Raw genomic sequence first — 15,552 nt, forward strand, 5'->3', positions numbered from 1 at the left:
TTCAGAACACCAGCCGGGGCGCGGCGGAGAAGTCGAGCCCCGGAAACACGCTGCCCGACAGCACGGTGCCGGAGAGGCCGAAGAGCCCCTCCATCGCGCGGGCGGCATAGGCGCGAACGTCTTCGGTGGGCATCAGGTCGCGCCGGTCGTAGAGCGCCGCCTCCTCGAGACCCGGCCACCTGCCATGGACCTTGCCGCCGCGCAGCGCACCGCCGGCCATGACCATCAGCCCGCCGGTGCCGTGATCGGTGCCGCGCGACCCGTTCTCGCGCACGGTACGGCCGAACTCCGTCATTGCCAGAACGCCCGTCTTGCCCCAGAGCGGCCCGAGCCCGGCGTGCAGCAGGCCGATCACGTCGGAGAGCTGCCGCAGGGCGCGCGGCAGCGTGTTGGCCTGGTTGCCGTGGGTGTCCCATCCGCCGAGCGAGAAGGCGGCGATGCGGGTGTCGCCGCGCAGGCGGTCGACGGCGAATTCGGCCATCTGCATGTGGGCGGCGTTGCCCGGGGCCTCGTCCATCATCGCCTGCATCTCGGTGTCGGCCTCGTCCTCGCCGGTTGCGGCGCGCAGGGCCTCGGCCGCGGCGATATCCTCGGTCAGCTCCAGCGCCTCCAGCACCGCGGCCTGGTACACCGGGTGCTCCTCATAGACCAGCTCGATCAGCCGCCGCGCCTGGGGCGAGAGCTCCAGCCGGGTGCCGGGCGACCAGTTGGCGACGGGCGCGGCGCCGGCGAGCAGGAGCAGCTCTTCGCGGCCGATGGCATAGGCGGTGTCGGCCTCGAGCCCGGGCACGGCCTGAAGCATCCGGTTGAGCCAGCCATCTCGGGCGGCGCCGGTGGTCACGTCGAAGCCGGTGCCGGCCTCGAGCAGATCCTGCCCGTCGAAGTGGCTGCGCTTGTCGCGGTAGGGCGTGGAGACGGCATGGGCGAAGCCGAGTTCGCCCTTCGCCCAGAGCGGGTGCAGCGGCGCGAGGGCCGGGTGGAGGGTGAAGAAGCCGTCGAGCGGCAGGCCGTCGCCCGCCGCCAGCGTGGGCCGGGTGGCGGCGAAGGAGGGGTCGCCCACCGGGCGCACCACGTCGAGCCCGTCCATCGCGCCGCGCAGGATGAGCACCACGAGCCGGGTGTCCCAGGGCGCGGAGGCGAAGGCCATGGGGGTCAGCAGCGGAGAGGCGGCGACCGAGCAGCCGGTGGTGGCGAGAAACCGGCGGCGGGTCATCAGGAGCTTGCTCATCGGGTCATCTCCGTTGGAACGCGGGCGAGGCGAGGATGATGCCGACGCCCTCGGCGCGGCTTTCGGCCGCCCTGGCCGCGAATTCGAGCTGCGGGCCGCCGAGGTCGGCCAGGGCCGTCGGCAGCAGCTCGCGGGGGTCGGGCAGGTCTAGCCCCTTGATCCGCTCGGCAGACATGGACCAGTTGATCCGCACCGCGAGCCCCTGGGGTGTGAGCCAGTGGCTGCTCTCCTCGGGCCAGCCGTCGGGGCCGGTGGGGTTTTCCCAGGTCTGGCCCATCAGCTGCATGGGGCGGAGGAGGACGTGCCGGGCCTGCTGCAGGGTGAAGTCCGCGATGTGGCGGCCCTCGAGGCCCAGGGCCCGCAGCGCGGAGGCCAGGAAGTCGAAGGGTTGCTTGGTCTTGTCGAGCGGGCCCCAGGCCTCGGGGTGCCGGAGCAGTGTGGCCATGACCGCGCCGAGGTTGCCGCCGGTCTCGGCGTAGCGGGCGCGCAGGGCCTCGACCAGCGCGGGCGGCGGCGTGTCGGAGACGAAGTGCACGGCCAGCTTGCGGGCGATATGGGCCGCCGTATCGGGGTGCAGGGCGATGTCGTCGAGGGCTGCGTGGATATCGGCCAGCCGGGGGGTCTTGCCGCCGTAGCGGAGGCCCAGCACCTCCTCGGCCCCCGGCTCGCCCTGCCGGGGCACAAAGCGCATGCCCTCGCGCAGGTTGACGGTGAGCCCGGCCAGGAGCTCGGCCAGCTGGCGCACGTCGGCCTGGTCATAGGCACCGCCGACGCCCAGCGTGTGCAGCTCCAGCACCTCGCGGGCGAGGTTTTCGTTCAGGCCGCGACGGCGGCCGCGCTCGGCGTTGCGGGCCGCCACGGGCGAGCCGGGGCCGATGGACTTGTCCTGATCGAGGTAGATCAGCATCAGCGGGTGGGTGACGGCGGCCTTCAGCATCGCGCCGAAGGGGGCGGTGAGGTGGGGGCGGATCGCATCCTGCACGAAGCGCTGCACCATCAGGTGCGACACGCCCCGGCCCACCACGGTGAAGTGGTCGGCCCAGAACCGGGTGAGCCGCTCGCGCAGCGCGTCGGGGGCGTCGAGCGCCCGGGCGACGGTGTGGCAGAGCATCTGCGCGTGGGCCTCGCGGTTGGAGCGGCGCCAGTCGATGTATTTCTTCCGGGCGGTCTCGTCGCCGTCGCGCTCGGCCTGCTTGAGGTCGCGCAGATACTCGAAGTCGGCGCGGGTTTCCTCCATCGAGCCGATCGGCCAGGCCGCCGACATGGCATCGGGGGCGTCGAGCGCGGCCACCATGGCCTCGGGGCTCTCGGGCGGGGCGTGGCGCGGCGACAGGCCGTAGCCGAAGCGGATCGCGGCGATCTCGGGGCGGAATGACACGGCGGCGGCTGCTCCGGTTCGGGGGCCTGTGCGGGGCGGGGCGCGGGGTGCCCCTCTCCGGGGGAAGATAGGGCAGAAGCGGCGGCGCCGCGAGCCCCGGCACGCTCACGGTTTCGCGGGGCTGCCGGCGGGGCGCGGGAACCCGCCGCAGCCGCGCGGCGTTGGCCAGCAGTCCTTATCCAAAATTTCTCGGAGCCAGACCGATGCCAGACATCTATGACGCCATTCGGGCCGATCACGACCGCCACCGCGCCTTGCTCGACACGCTCGCGGAAACCTCCGGCGACAGCGAGGAGCGCCGCGCCGCCTGGGAGGAGTTCTACCACGACGTGAAGGCCCATGCCGCCGCCGAGGAAGAGACCTTCTACTCGAAGCTCATCACCCAGACCTGGGGCCAGGAGCACGCCCGCCATTCGGTGCATGAGCACCAGCAGCTGGACGACATCATGGAGGAGCTGAACGAGATGGAGATGAGCTCGCCCGGCTGGCTCACGCGGTTCAAGACTCTGAAGGACGAATACGAGCACCACATGGACGAAGAGGAGAACGAGGTGTTCGAGCGCGCGCAGGAGGTGATTCCGCAGGCCGAGCTGAAGGGCCATGGCGAGAAGTTCCTGGCCCGGAAGGAAAAGGAGGCCGGGTTGATCGAGAAGAAGAAGGAAGACGCGCTGGAGGAGTGACCCGGTCGGGCGGGGGGGCCTGAGGCGCCGGTGGCGTCAGTTCCCTGCCCGCTCCATCATCATCTCGTGCACCGCCTGCATGCCGCTGTCGGCCATGCGGCTGACCTCGCCGGCATGGATGTGCAGGGCCTCCACCACCTCCGGGTCGGTGGAGGTTTGGGTGACCACGATGCCGGCGTCGGTGACCTCGACATCGGAGGCGATCGCGCCGGGGCGGGCGAAGAAGATGTCGAGCGTGGGGGACTGGATGAAGATCTTCGGGTCGCGCCCCTGCCCTACCCGGTCGATCATGCCGACGACATGGCTCACCAGCGCGTCCATCACTTCCGGGTCGGAGGCGCTGGTCACGGTGCGGATGCCGTTTGGCAGGAGTTCGACCTCGCGGGAGAGGGTGGTGAAGTTGCGGAAGAGGGTGGCCAGCTCGGCGCTCTCCACCTCGGTCGCGTCCTCGCCGCGCAGGCCGGGCATGGTGGCCATGTCGTGGCCTGTGCCATCTGCCCCGTGGCCGTGCATCCCGCCGCCCCCGTGCATCTGAGCCGTCGCCGGGGTGAAGGCGCCAAGGGCGGTGACGAGGGCAAGGGCGATGCGCAGCATGGGAGACCTCCGGTGTGTTGGCCCGGATCATAGCCGCAAACACATTCAACATCACGCATGGATGAGGCGATCTGCATGCGCCAAAACGCCCCAAGGCCGCTGGGGCCCCGGGGCGCGGGTTGGGTCAGGCGCGGCGGCGCTTGCGCAGGAGTTTCTGTGCGAGCTTCCAGACGGCCCAGTACTTGAACAGCTTCTTCATCGGTCGGTCCTCCGTTTGGAGCACCAACCCGCGACGCGACCCCGGGTTCCGGGGCCGCCGTGCGAGGTCAGGCCGCCTTGGTGCCCTGCTTTTCCCAGGCGAACTTCTGCATCACCTCGTCGACCGGCGTGTCGGCCAGGTGGTTGGTGTAGTTCGACATCACCTTCTGCGCGATGCCCAGGACGATCTCGAGCACCTGGCGCTTGGTGTAGCCCGCGTCGAGGAAGGTTTGCAGCTGCGCGTCGGAGACCTCGCCGCGCTGGCGGACCATGGCGAGGGTGAAGCTGCGGAGCGCCTCGAGGCGCTCGCTGGGCAGCGGGGTTTCGTTGCGCAGCGCCTCGGTGATGGCGTCATCCACCTGCATCGCCTTGGCGATGCCGGTGTGGGCAGGGACGCAGTAGTGGCAGGCATGCTCGACATTGATGGTTTGCCAGACGACGGTGATCTCGTCCTTGTCGAAGCTGGTGTTGTTCTGGAAGAGGCCGTGGAGCAGCTGGTAGCCCTCCATCAGCGCGGGGGCCTCGGCCATGACCTTGTGCAGGCCCGGCAGGCGGCCGAAGGCCTTTTTCGACTTCTCGATCAGCGGCAGGCTCTCGGCCGGGGCGGTGGTTTCGTCGTGCAGGGTGAATTCGGCCATGATGGGCTCCGTTGGTTGGCGTGATGGGCCGGTGGTGGCCCTTGGCACCCAACATGGCGCCTTTGAGCGATCACTCAAGCCATGATTTGAGCGATCACTCAAACGTGAGGCAGACAAGCCGGCCTGTTGCCGCTATATTCGGCCCATGACCCGTGCCGCCCCCTATGACCGCGAGACCGCCCTCGATGCCGCGCTGACCCTGTTCTGGCGCAAGGGCTTTCATGCGACCTCGCTGAAGGACCTTGAGGCGGCGCTGGCGATGAAGCCCGGCTCGATCTATGCCGCCTTCAGCAGCAAGGAGGCGCTGTTTCGGGAGACGCTGCGGCTTTACCGGGCGCGGAGTGCGGCCAATGTGGCGGCCCGCGCCGAGGCGGCGACCACACCGTTGGAGGCGTTGGCCGACCATGCCCGCGCCACCGGGCGCCCGACGCAGGAGAGGCCGGGCGGCTGCATGCTGACCAAGACGGTGCTGGAGCTGGCCGAAGACCCCTCGGAGGCCGGCGCGGATGCGCGGCGCTACCTGATGGAGGTGCAGGACCTGTTCTTCGGGCTCTTCGAGCAGGCCCGCGCGGCGGGCGAGCTGCCCGCCGGGGCCGACAGCCGCCGGCTGGCGCGGCGGTTCCAGTCCAACATGTTCGGGCTGGCGGTGGAGACCCTGCGCGGCTCTCCGGCCGAGGACCTGGCCGCGCTGGCGGATGACATTGCCGAGGAGGTGCTGCGGCTCAGGCAGCGGCAGTAGGCTCAGGCCGGATCGACCGGCGCGAAGCTCTCCCAGTTCTCGCCCATCGCCACGATGCAGGCGCGGCCGTCGGTGTAGTTCTGCACCATGGTCCAGTCGCCCGAGGCTTGCGTGACCCAGAACTCGATGAAGGCATCGGGGCCGCGCAGCGCCCGGCCCGCGAGGGTGGCACCGAAACGGGTTTCGAGCTGCTGGACGATGCGGGCGCGGTCATCGCAGAACACCTCGCCCAAGGGCCCGCCCGCCGTGGCGGCGAGGGGCGCGAGGGTGAGTGCGATGGTGAGCCAGGCCCGCGTCATGGGCGAATCGTAGCACGCGGATCAGGGTTTCGTAACGGTTTTATGACGGCTTGGCCGTGGTCTTGCCGCGGGTCAGGCGAAGAAGCGCGAAACGCCCTGCCGCGCCTGCCAGGCTGCGACGAGGCGGGTTGCGTTGGCGGCGGCCCCTTCCTCGCTCCGCAATTCGATGTCGTAGCTCTTGCCCGCGTGGATGTGGGCGGCATCCCGCGCCGCATCGCCCGGGGTCCGGTCGCCGCGGGCCGACTCGCGCCGCTCCAGTTCGGCAAGGCCGCAATGGAGCCCGACGAAGAAGAGGTCGCGCCCGGCAAGGAGCGCGCGCAGATCTTGGTGCCACGCGGGGGCTTCGATGATGTGGTCCCAGATCACATCTGCCCCCGACGCGCCGAAGGCGGCTACGGCGCGGTGCCAGCCGTCGAACACTTGGGCGCGCACCGCTGGCCATCGAGGGCCGCGGGGCAGTGCGCCGCTGTCGATCAGGTGGTCGAAGGTGAGGTGCGTGAAGGGCTCGGGCAGTGCCGCCTGCACCGCCCGCGCCAGAGTGGATTTGCCCGCACTGGAGGCGCCGTGGATCAGGATGACCCGCCCCGGCGCCGGCACGGTCACTCCTCCTTCACCACCCGCAGCGCCAGCTCGCGCATCTGCTCGTTGGTCGGCAGCGAGGGGGCGCCCATCATCAGGTCTTCGGCGCGCTGGTTCATCGGGAACATGACCACCTCGCGCAGGTTCACCTCGTCGGCCAGCAGCATCACGATGCGGTCGATGCCCGCCGCACAGCCGCCGTGGGGCGGGGCGCCGTAGGAGAAGGCGGTGTAGAGGCCGCCGAAGCGGGCCTTCACCTCGTCCTCGCCGTAGCCGGCGATCTCGAAGGCCTTCAGCATCACCTCGGGCTTGTGGTTGCGGATCGCGCCCGAGACCAGCTCGTAGCCGTTGCAGGCGAGGTCGTACTGGTAGCCCTTCACCGCGAGCGGGTCGCCCTGCAGCGCCTCCATCCCGCCTTGCGGCATGGAGAAGGGGTTGTGCTCGAAGTCGATCTCGCCGGTCTCGGCGTCCTTCTCGTAGATCGGGAAGTCGACGATCCAGGCGAAGGCGAAGCGGTTCTGGTCGGTCAGGCCCAGCTCCTCGCCGATGACGGTGCGGGCGCGGCCTGCGACGGCCTCGAAGGTCTTGGGCTTGCCGCCGAGGAAGAAGGCGGCGTCGCCGACGTTCAGCCCCAGCTGCTGCCGGATCGCCTCGGTGCGCTCGGGGCCGATGTTCTTGGCCAGCGGGCCTGCGGCCTCCATGCCGTTCTCGCCGTCGCGCCAGAAGATGTAGCCCATGCCCGGCAGGCCCTCTTTCTGGGCGAAGGCGTTCATCCGGTCGCAGAACTTGCGGCTGCCGCCGGTGGGCGCGGGGATGGCGCGGATCTCGGTGCCCTCCTGCTCGAGCAGCTTGGCAAAGATGGCGAAGCCGGAGCCCGCGAAGTGCTCGGAGACCACCTGCATCTCGATCGGGTTGCGCAGGTCGGGCTTGTCGGTGCCGTATTTCAGCGCCGCCTCGGCATAGGGGATCTGGGGCCAGGTCTCGGGCGCGTCGACCTTGCGGCCGCCGCCGAACTCCTCGAAGACGCCCGCGATGACCGGAGAGACGGTATCGAACACGTCCTGCTGGGTGACGAAGCTCATCTCGAGGTCGAGCTGGTAGAAATCGGTGGGCGAGCGGTCGGCCCTCGGGTCCTCGTCGCGGAAGCAGGGCGCGATCTGGAAATACTTGTCGAAGCCCGAGACCATGATCAGCTGCTTGAACTGCTGCGGCGCCTGCGGCAGGGCGTAGAACTTGCCGGGGTGCAGGCGTGAGGGCACCAGGAAGTCTCGGGCGCCCTCGGGCGAGGAGGCGGTGATGATCGGGGTCTGGTACTCGCGGAAGTCCTTGGCCCACATGCGCTTGCGGATCGAGGCGACCACGTCGGAGCGCAGCGTCATGTTCTGCTGCATCGCCTCGCGGCGCAGGTCGAGGTAGCGATACTTCAGCCGCGTCTCCTCGGGGTAGTCCTGGTCGCCGAACACCATGAGCGGCAGCTCGCCGGCGGCGCCGAGCACCTCCATGTCGCGGATATAGACCTCGATCGCGCCGGTGGGCAGCTTGGGGTTCACCAGGCTTTCGTCACGCGCCTTCACGGTGCCGTCGATGCGGATGCACCATTCGGAGCGGACCTTCTCGACCTCGGAAAAGACCGGCGAATCCGGGTCGCAGAGCACCTGGGTCACGCCGTAATGGTCGCGCAGGTCGATGAAGAGCACGCCGCCGTGATCTCGCACCCGGTGGACCCAGCCGGCGAGGCGGACGGTCTCGCCCACGTTCTCTTTGGTGAGCTGGGCGCAGGTGTGGCTGCGGTAGGCATGCATGGTTCGGTCCCTTCCGGTCGGGGTATCGGTTCGCGCCGATACAGCGCCTTGGTGCGCGGAAGTCAACCCGGGCTGCCCCTGCCGGGCCTTGACGTAGGGTGAAACTGTAGCATCCTGTTCGGCGTTAACCTTTTTTGGGAGGACGAAACGCGCTGCATCGGGGGGTGTGGTTCAATGTGGAAGATGATGATCGACCGGCTGCTGCGCGGCCTGATCGTGGAAGGGCGGCTGGTGCTGCACTGGCCGGACGGCACGGTGAGCCGCTACGGCCCCGGCGGGGGGATCGAGGCCGAGGCGCGGTTGACCGACGAGAGCCTCCTGCGCCTGATCGCGCTGCGCCCGCAGCTCGGGATCGGCGAGGGCTACATGGATGGCCGGCTGCTGCTGGACAACGACGATTGCTACGGCTTTCTCGCGTTGCTGGTGCGCAACCGGACCCGGGGGCGGATGCCGCCGTGGTTCAGCGTGGTCGAGCGGATGCGGACCGCCACGCGGGCCCTGGCGAGCCGCAACGGCCTGAGCCGCGCCCGGCGCAACGTGCAGCATCACTACGACCTGTCCGACGAGCTCTATGCAAGGATGCTCGATGCCGACATGCAGTACTCTTGCGCCTATTTCGCGCGGCCCGGCATGAGCCTCGAGGAGGCGCAGGCGGCGAAGAAGGCGCATATCGCGGGCAAGCTGCGGCTCGAGCCCGGCATGCGGGTGCTCGACATCGGCTGCGGCTGGGGCGGCATGGCGCTGACCCTGGCGCGCGACCACGGCGCGCGGGTCCTGGGGGTGACGCTCTCGCAGAACCAGGCCGCCCGGGCGCGGGCGCGGGCCGAGGCGGAGGGGCTGGCGGGGCAGGTCGAGTTCAGGCTGATGGACTACCGCACGCTCGAGGAGCGGTTCGACCGGATCGTCTCGGTCGGGATGCTGGAGCATGTCGGGCTGGCGCAGTTTCCGACCTATTTCAGCCGGGTGCATGACCTGCTGGCGGAGGACGGCGTGGCGCTCATCCACTCCATCGGCAACCTCGGGCGGCCCCATGCCACCTCGCCCTGGCTGACGAAATACATCTTTCCGGGCGGCTACATCCCGGCCCAGAGCGAGCTTGCGCCCGCGATCGAGACGGCGCGGCTGGCGGTGACCGACCTGGAGGTGTGGCGCGGGCATTACGGGCGGACGCTGCGGGCCTGGCGGGACCGGTTCGAGGCCAGCCTCGACTGGGTGCGCGCGCAGTATGACGAGCCCTTCGTGCGGATGTGGCGGTTCTACCTTTGCGCCTGCGAGGCGGCCTTCGTGGAGGGGCCGCAGGCGGTGTTTCATTACCAGTTGGCGCGGGACCAGCACAGCGTGCCGATGACGCGGGACTATCTTTACCGCGAGGAGGCCGAGGAGATGCTGCAAGCCGCGCAATAGGGCGTGGGGCGGCGGGGGGTCAGTGGGCCACGGGCCGCCGCAGCAGCGCGACAAGGGCGAGGCCGGTCCAGAGGACGAGGCTGCCCATGGCGAGCGGGATGGTCGTGGTGGTCGGGAGGCCCTGCTCGGACAGGAGCGACAGCACGATGGCGGAGAGCGCGAGGAGCCCGAGGAGGATGACCCGCGCGCCGGCCCTGGGCTCCAGGGCGAGGTAGAGCGCGGGCAGCAGGGCCACGGTGGGCTGGTAGTAGTAGCACCAGGCCAGCGGGGTCACGAGCGTTGGCGCCGTCAGCCCCACGAACCACAGCAGGGGCAGCGCCGCGCGCGCGGGCCTGCGGGCAAAGAGCCAGGCGCAGCCGGCGAGCACGGCGCAGAACAGGGCCTTGGAGAGCAGGCCCCAGAGCGGCGGCCGGGGCATGGCCAGCCAGGATTGCAGGCGCAGGCCCTCGGGACGGGCATCGAAGGCGGGCTGGACGATGAGCTCGTGCCGGAAGACGGCCTGGGCGATCAGGGTATCGAGGTTGTAGGTGGCGCCGGTGACCAGCACCGTATCGGCGACCTGGCGCACCGCGCCGAGAAAGGCCTGGTGCAGCGGCCAGCCCGCCACCCCGATGGAGGCGAGGCCGAGGCCCGCGCCGGTGGCGGCGAAGCTGCCCAGCGCGCGCCAGTCGCGCCGGGCGAGGAAGTAGAGCGCGAAGGCGGCCGGGTAGAGCTTGATCGAGGCGGCGAGGGCCAGTGCCGCGCCAGCCGCCAGAGGCGCCCCGGTGCGGTGGCGCTCGACGCAGGCCACGAGCAGCAGCGAGACCAGCATCTGCGGCTGGTTCTGCACCGCGGCCGCCAGGCCGATGGGCGTGAGCGTGAAGGCCCAGATCGCCGCACCGCCCAGCAGCAGCGCCTCGCCCGCATCGTTGCGCCGGAACACGCCACAGGCGCTCTGGCCGAGCCAGATCATGGCGCAGACCAGCCCGGCATTGAGCACACTGGCCCAGCGCGCCACCGAGGCGAAGGGCAGATCGGCCAGAAAGCTCGCCGCCCAGGCCCAGATCGGCGGGTAGAGAAAGGGGTAGACCGGGCCGAGGTAGCCGGTGCGCTCGCGGGCCAGCTCGCGCCAGCCTTCGGGCGGGTGCATGGTGAAATACTCGGCGGCGGGCGGGTAGACCTGGCCCCACTGCCCGGCATCGTAGACCACCCCGGCCAGCCAGACCGCCATCAGGTCGGCCGAGTCGGCGCCGCGGTAGGCGAAGGCCGCATAGACGGCGTAGAGCGACAGCAAGGCGAGTGTCACCTGTCTTGCAGTCAGAGTTTTCATCCGCCCTCGCTCGCCCGGTGATGTCTTGCGTTTTGCTAGCCGATCGGCGCCCGCCGGGCCAGCCGGGGCACTATATCGCCCCTGAGGGATGGTATCGGGACAACACCCCTTGCCCTCGCCCTCTCCATCCCTATAACCCACGACAATTTGCGCCGACCCGGGGAATGACCATGCCGAAGAGAACCGATATCAAGTCCATCATGATCATCGGCGCGGGGCCCATCGTCATCGGGCAGGCCTGCGAGTTCGATTATTCCGGTGCCCAGGCCTGCAAGGCGCTGCGCGAGGAGGGCTACCGGGTGATCCTGGTCAACTCCAACCCGGCCACCATCATGACCGACCCGGAGCTGGCCGACGCCACCTACATCGAGCCGATCACCCCCGAGATCGTGGCCAAGATCATCGAGAAGGAGCGGCCCGACGCGCTCTTGCCCACCATGGGCGGGCAGACCGGCCTCAACACCTCGCTGAAGCTCGAGGAAATGGGCGTGCTGGAGAAGTTCGGCGTGGAGATGATCGGCGCCAAGCGCGAGGCCATCGAGATGGCCGAGGACCGCAAGCTCTTTCGTGAGGCGATGGACCGGATCGGGCTGGAGAACCCCAAGGCCACCATCATCACCGCCCCCAAGAAGGCCAACGGCGCCCCCGACCTCGACGCGGGCGTGCAGCAGGCGCTGGCGGAGCTGGAGCACATCGGCCTGCCCGCGATCATTCGCCCCGCCTTCACCCTCGGCGGCACCGGCGGCGGCGTGGCCTACAACCGCGAGGACTACATCCACTACTGCCGCACCGGCATGGATGCCTCGCCGGTGAGCCAGATTCTCGTCGACGAATCCCTTCTGGGCTGGAAGGAGTTCGAGATGGAGGTGGTGCGCGACAAGGCCGACAACGCGATCATCATCTGCTCCATCGAGAACGTGGACCCGATGGGCGTGCACACCGGCGACAGCATCACCGTGGCCCCTGCCCTCACCCTGACCGACAAGGAATACCAGATCATGCGCAACGGCTCGATTGCCGTGCTGCGCGAGATCGGGGTGGAGACCGGCGGCTCCAACGTGCAGTGGGCGGTCAACCCCGCCGATGGCCGGATGGTGGTGATCGAGATGAACCCGCGGGTGTCGCGGAGTTCGGCGCTGGCCTCCAAGGCCACGGGCTTTCCCATCGCCAAGATCGCTGCCAAGCTCGCGGTGGGCTACACGCTGGACGAGCTGGACAACGACATCACCAAGGTGACGCCCGCCAGCTTCGAGCCGACCATCGATTACGTGGTCACCAAGATCCCGCGCTTTGCCTTCGAGAAGTTCCCCGGCGCCAAGCCCGACCTCACCACGGCGATGAAATCGGTGGGCGAGGCGATGAGCATCGGCCGGACCATCCATGAATCGCTGCAGAAGGCGCTGGCGAGCATGGAAACGGGCCTCACCGGCTTTGACGAGATCGAGATTCCCGGTGCGCCGGACGTGGCCGCCGTGACCAAGGCGCTGGCCCAGAAGACCCCGGACCGGCTGCGGGTGATCGCCCAGGCCATGCGGCACGGGCTCTCGGACGACGACATCGGCGCGGCGACCCAGTTCGACCCCTGGTTCCTGGCCCGCATCCGCGAGATCGTGGAGGCCGAGGAGAAGCTGCGCAAGAACGGCCTGCCGATGGACGAGGCCGGGCTGCGCCACGTGAAGATGATGGGCTTTACCGATGCCCGCCTTGCCGCCCTCACCGGCCGCGACGAGGCCAACATTCGCCGCGCCCGGCTGAACCTGGGCGTGACGGCGGTGTTCAAGCGGATCGACACCTGCGGCGCCGAGTTCGAGGCGCAGACGCCCTACATGTACTCGACCTACGAGCACCCGGCGATGGGCGAGGTGGAATGCGAGGCGCGGCCCTCGGGTGCCAAGAAGGTTGTGATCCTGGGCGGCGGGCCCAACCGGATCGGCCAGGGCATCGAATTCGACTATTGCTGCTGTCACGCCTGCTTTGCACTCACCGGGCAGGGCTACGAGACGATCATGGTCAACTGCAACCCGGAGACGGTGAGCACCGATTACGACACCTCCGACCGGCTCTACTTCGAGCCGCTGACCTTCGAGCACGTGATGGAGATCCTGCGGGTGGAGCAGGACGCGGGCACGCTGCACGGGGTCATCGTGCAGTTCGGCGGGCAGACGCCGCTGAAGCTGGCCAATGCGCTGGAGGCCGAGGGCATCCCGATTCTGGGCACCACGCCGGATGCGATCGACCTTGCCGAGGACCGCGAGCGGTTTCAGGACCTCGTCAACCGGCTCGGGCTCAAGCAGCCGAAGAACGGCATCGCCCATTCCGACGCCGAGGCGCTCGCCATTGCCGCCGACATCGGCTTTCCGCTGGTGATCCGCCCCTCCTACGTGCTGGGCGGCCGGGCGATGGAGATCGTCCGCGACATGGCGGGGCTGGAGCGCTACATCCGCGAGGCGGTGGTGGTTTCGGGCAAGAGCCCGGTGCTGCTCGACAGCTACCTCTCGGGCGCGACCGAGGTGGACGTCGACGCGCTTTGCGACGGCGAAAACGTGCATGTGGCGGGGATCATGCAGCACATCGAGGAGGCCGGCGTGCACTCGGGCGACAGTGCCTGCTCGCTGCCGCCCCATACCCTGCCCACCGAGGTGGTCGACCGGCTGATCGAACAGACCGAGGCGCTGGCGCTGGCGCTGCATGTCGTGGGCCTGATGAACGTGCAGTTCGCGGTGAAGCCCGACGAGACGGGCGAGAACGAGATCTACCTCATCGAGGTGAACCCGCGCGCCTCGCGCACCGTGCCCTTCGTGGCCAAGGCCACCGACTCGGCCATTGCCTCCATCGCCGCCCGGCTGATGGCGGGCGAGAAGCTCTCGGACTTCCCGCAGGCCGCGCCGCATGTGCCGGTGGACGAGAACACGCCGATCCCGATGGGCGACCCGCTGAGCCTGGCCGATTTCCGCACGCCGTGGTTCTCGGTGAAGGAGGCGGTGCTGCCGTTCAACCGCTTCCCCGGCGTCGACACGCTGCTTGGCCCCGAGATGCGCTCGACCGGCGAGGTGATGGGCTGGGATCGGTCCTTCCCGCGCGCCTTTCTCAAGGCGCAGATGGGCGCGGGCACCCACCTGCCCAAGCCCGGCGCGGGCAAGGTGTTCCTGTCGATCAAGGAAGACGACAAGGGGCCGGTGCTGGTGGAGACCGCACAGGTGCTCACGGACCTCGGCTTTCCGCTCGTGGCGACGCGGGGCACGGCGAAATACCTCGCCGAGCATGGCATCGCGGCCGAGGTGGTGAACAAGGCCTACGAGGGCCGGCCGCATGTGGTGGACGCGATGAAGAACGGCGACATCTGCCTGGTGATGAACTCCACCGAGGGCGCGCAGTCGGTCGAGGACTCGCGCTCGATGCGGGCGGTGTGCCTGAGCGACCGGATCCCCTATTTCACCACGCTGGCCGCGAGCCACGCGGCGGCGCTGGCGATGAAGTCGCGCGACGAGGGCGAGCTGGTGGTGCGGTCGCTCCAGCAGGCGTGAGGGCGGAGGGGGTCACACCCCCTCGGCGCTGTCGCCATACTCCGCCCGCCGCCGGGTCTTGAAGGCCAGTTTCTCGGGCCTCAGCACGTAGTCGTTGACGTCGGGGCCCTCGATGACCTTGGCGAGGCGCATGTGCATGAAGGCGCGCAGCACGCGGTTGATGCGGGGCTGGTAGCCGGGGCCGAGGCTGCGGAAGAACTTGAGCACGTCGGCATCGAGGTTGAGGGTGACGCGCTCGCGCCTGGGGTCGCGGCGGTCGTCGTCGTGCCAGATCTCGTGCCACTCGGGCGGGCAGCCGTTGATGTCCCACAGACGGTCGTGGATGTCGTGTTCGATCATCCGCAGCGCATCGACGCCATACATGAAGTGCTGGCGCTCGGTCTTGGTCATCTTCTCGGGATCGACAGGCATGGCGCTCTCCTCGGCTCGGGCGCGGCCAGTCTGGGGCGAAAGGGTTAATGCGGCAGCGACGGGGCGTGCGGCGCGGTTGTCTGCGCGGGCGGGCTGTGGTTTTTGAGCGGCAAGGCACCGAGGGGACCGGAGGCACATGGCCAAGCTCTACTTTCACTACTCCACGATGAATGCCGGCAAGAGCACGATCCTGCTGCAGGCCTCGCACAACTACCGCGAACGCGGGATGGAGACCTACCTGCTGAACGTGGCCTTCGACGACCGCGCGGGCGCCGGCACCATCGGCAGCCGGATCGGGCTGGAGGCGGCGGCGGATACCTTCACCGACAGCGAGGACCTCTACGACAAGATCGACGCGCGGCTGAAGGCGGGGCCCTGCGCCTGCGTCTTCATCGACGAGGCCCAGTTTCTGACGACGGAGCAGGTGTGGCAGCTCGCACGGGTGGTGGATGACCTCGGCGTGCCGATCATGTGCTACGGGCTCAGGGTGGATTTCAGGGGCGAGCTGTTTCCGGGCTCGGCGGCGCTGCTGGCGCTGGCCGACGAGATGCGCGAGGTGCGCACGATCTGCCATTGCGGCAAGAAGGCCACCATGGTGGTGCGGATGAGCGAGGACGGCGAGGTGCTGCGCGAGGGGGCGCAGGTGCAGATCGGCGGCAACGAGACCTATCTCAGCCTGTGCCGCCGCCATTGGCGCGAGGCCATGGGGCGCTGACGCGGGGGGCTGTGCAAGGTGAGAGATCCTCGGGTCAGACCCGAGGAGGACGGG

The 15,552-nt window shown here is 69.2% G+C and carries 14 protein-coding genes; 5 read left to right on the plus strand and 9 right to left on the minus strand.

Annotation, left to right across the window (positions count from 1 at the left end):
• Position 1: 1 nt before the first annotated feature.
• Complete coding sequence (locus tag BUR94_RS13025) at positions 2–1,228, minus strand: DUF1501 domain-containing protein (protein WP_074256638.1); 1,227 nt, start codon at positions 1,226–1,228, stop codon at positions 2–4.
• A 4-nt stretch (positions 1,229–1,232) separates the two neighbouring features.
• The gene (locus BUR94_RS13030) at positions 1,233–2,606 is read right to left on the minus strand and encodes a DUF1800 domain-containing protein (RefSeq protein ID WP_074256639.1); all 1,374 of its coding nucleotides are present in this window, start codon (positions 2,604–2,606) and stop codon (positions 1,233–1,235) included.
• 203 nt (positions 2,607–2,809) lie between these two features.
• Between BUR94_RS13030 and BUR94_RS13035 the strand changes: the two genes are divergently transcribed.
• On the plus strand, positions 2,810–3,286 hold the full coding sequence (locus BUR94_RS13035; RefSeq protein ID WP_074256640.1) for a hemerythrin domain-containing protein: 477 nt from the start codon (positions 2,810–2,812) through the stop codon (positions 3,284–3,286).
• Between the two features lie 36 nt (positions 3,287–3,322).
• Here BUR94_RS13035 and BUR94_RS13040 read toward each other — a convergent pair whose 3' ends face one another.
• Both BUR94_RS13040 and BUR94_RS13045 read right to left on the minus strand, forming a co-directional pair.
• Positions 3,323–3,880, minus strand: coding sequence for a hypothetical protein (locus BUR94_RS13040; protein ID WP_245794464.1), 558 nt, complete (start codon positions 3,878–3,880; stop codon positions 3,323–3,325).
• A 266-nt stretch (positions 3,881–4,146) separates the two neighbouring features.
• A complete protein-coding gene (locus tag BUR94_RS13045) occupies positions 4,147–4,716 on the minus strand; it encodes a carboxymuconolactone decarboxylase family protein (protein WP_074256641.1) in 570 nt (189 codons plus the stop codon).
• 145 nt (positions 4,717–4,861) lie between these two features.
• Between BUR94_RS13045 and BUR94_RS13050 the strand changes: the two genes are divergently transcribed.
• Complete coding sequence (locus BUR94_RS13050) at positions 4,862–5,455, plus strand: TetR/AcrR family transcriptional regulator (RefSeq protein ID WP_074256642.1); 594 nt, start codon at positions 4,862–4,864, stop codon at positions 5,453–5,455.
• A gap of 2 nt (positions 5,456–5,457) precedes the next feature.
• Here the strand turns inward: BUR94_RS13050 and BUR94_RS13055 are convergent, their stop codons facing one another.
• The 3 genes from BUR94_RS13055 to aspS all read right to left on the minus strand — a co-directional run bounded on the left by BUR94_RS13055 (position 5,458) and on the right by aspS (position 8,135).
• Positions 5,458–5,754, minus strand: coding sequence for a hypothetical protein (locus BUR94_RS13055; protein WP_074256643.1), 297 nt, complete (start codon positions 5,752–5,754; stop codon positions 5,458–5,460).
• A gap of 72 nt (positions 5,755–5,826) precedes the next feature.
• Positions 5,827–6,357 (minus strand): chloramphenicol phosphotransferase CPT family protein, encoded by a 531-nt coding sequence (locus BUR94_RS13060; protein WP_139301281.1) that lies wholly within the window; start codon positions 6,355–6,357, stop codon positions 5,827–5,829.
• The gene (gene aspS, locus BUR94_RS13065) at positions 6,354–8,135 is read right to left on the minus strand and encodes an aspartate--tRNA ligase (RefSeq protein WP_074256645.1); all 1,782 of its coding nucleotides are present in this window, start codon (positions 8,133–8,135) and stop codon (positions 6,354–6,356) included. The genes BUR94_RS13060 and aspS overlap by 4 nt, the downstream gene beginning before the upstream one ends.
• A gap of 174 nt (positions 8,136–8,309) precedes the next feature.
• Between aspS and BUR94_RS13070 the strand changes: the two genes are divergently transcribed.
• Positions 8,310–9,539, plus strand: coding sequence for an SAM-dependent methyltransferase (locus tag BUR94_RS13070; protein ID WP_074256646.1), 1,230 nt, complete (start codon positions 8,310–8,312; stop codon positions 9,537–9,539).
• 19 nt (positions 9,540–9,558) lie between these two features.
• Here BUR94_RS13070 and BUR94_RS13075 read toward each other — a convergent pair whose 3' ends face one another.
• Positions 9,559–10,848, minus strand: coding sequence for a glycosyltransferase family 87 protein (locus BUR94_RS13075; protein WP_084193029.1), 1,290 nt, complete (start codon positions 10,846–10,848; stop codon positions 9,559–9,561).
• A 170-nt stretch (positions 10,849–11,018) separates the two neighbouring features.
• Between BUR94_RS13075 and carB the strand changes: the two genes are divergently transcribed.
• Positions 11,019–14,372, plus strand: coding sequence for a carbamoyl-phosphate synthase large subunit (gene carB / locus BUR94_RS13080; RefSeq protein WP_074257723.1), 3,354 nt, complete (start codon positions 11,019–11,021; stop codon positions 14,370–14,372).
• 12 nt (positions 14,373–14,384) lie between these two features.
• On the opposite strand, the gene BUR94_RS13085 is transcribed toward carB, so the two are convergent.
• On the minus strand, positions 14,385–14,783 hold the full coding sequence (locus tag BUR94_RS13085; protein WP_074256648.1) for a BrnA antitoxin family protein: 399 nt from the start codon (positions 14,781–14,783) through the stop codon (positions 14,385–14,387).
• Positions 14,784–14,919: 136 nt separating this feature from the next.
• Here BUR94_RS13085 and BUR94_RS13090 point away from each other — a divergent pair, with 136 nt between their 5' ends.
• Entirely contained in the window at positions 14,920–15,498 is a 579-nt protein-coding gene (locus BUR94_RS13090; protein ID WP_074256649.1) for a thymidine kinase, read from the plus strand.
• The last annotated feature ends 54 nt before the right edge of the window (positions 15,499–15,552 follow it).

Origin of the sequence: Vannielia litorea (genome assembly GCF_900142295.1) — a bacterium.
In the GTDB taxonomy this organism is placed as follows: domain Bacteria; phylum Pseudomonadota; class Alphaproteobacteria; order Rhodobacterales; family Rhodobacteraceae; genus Vannielia; species Vannielia litorea.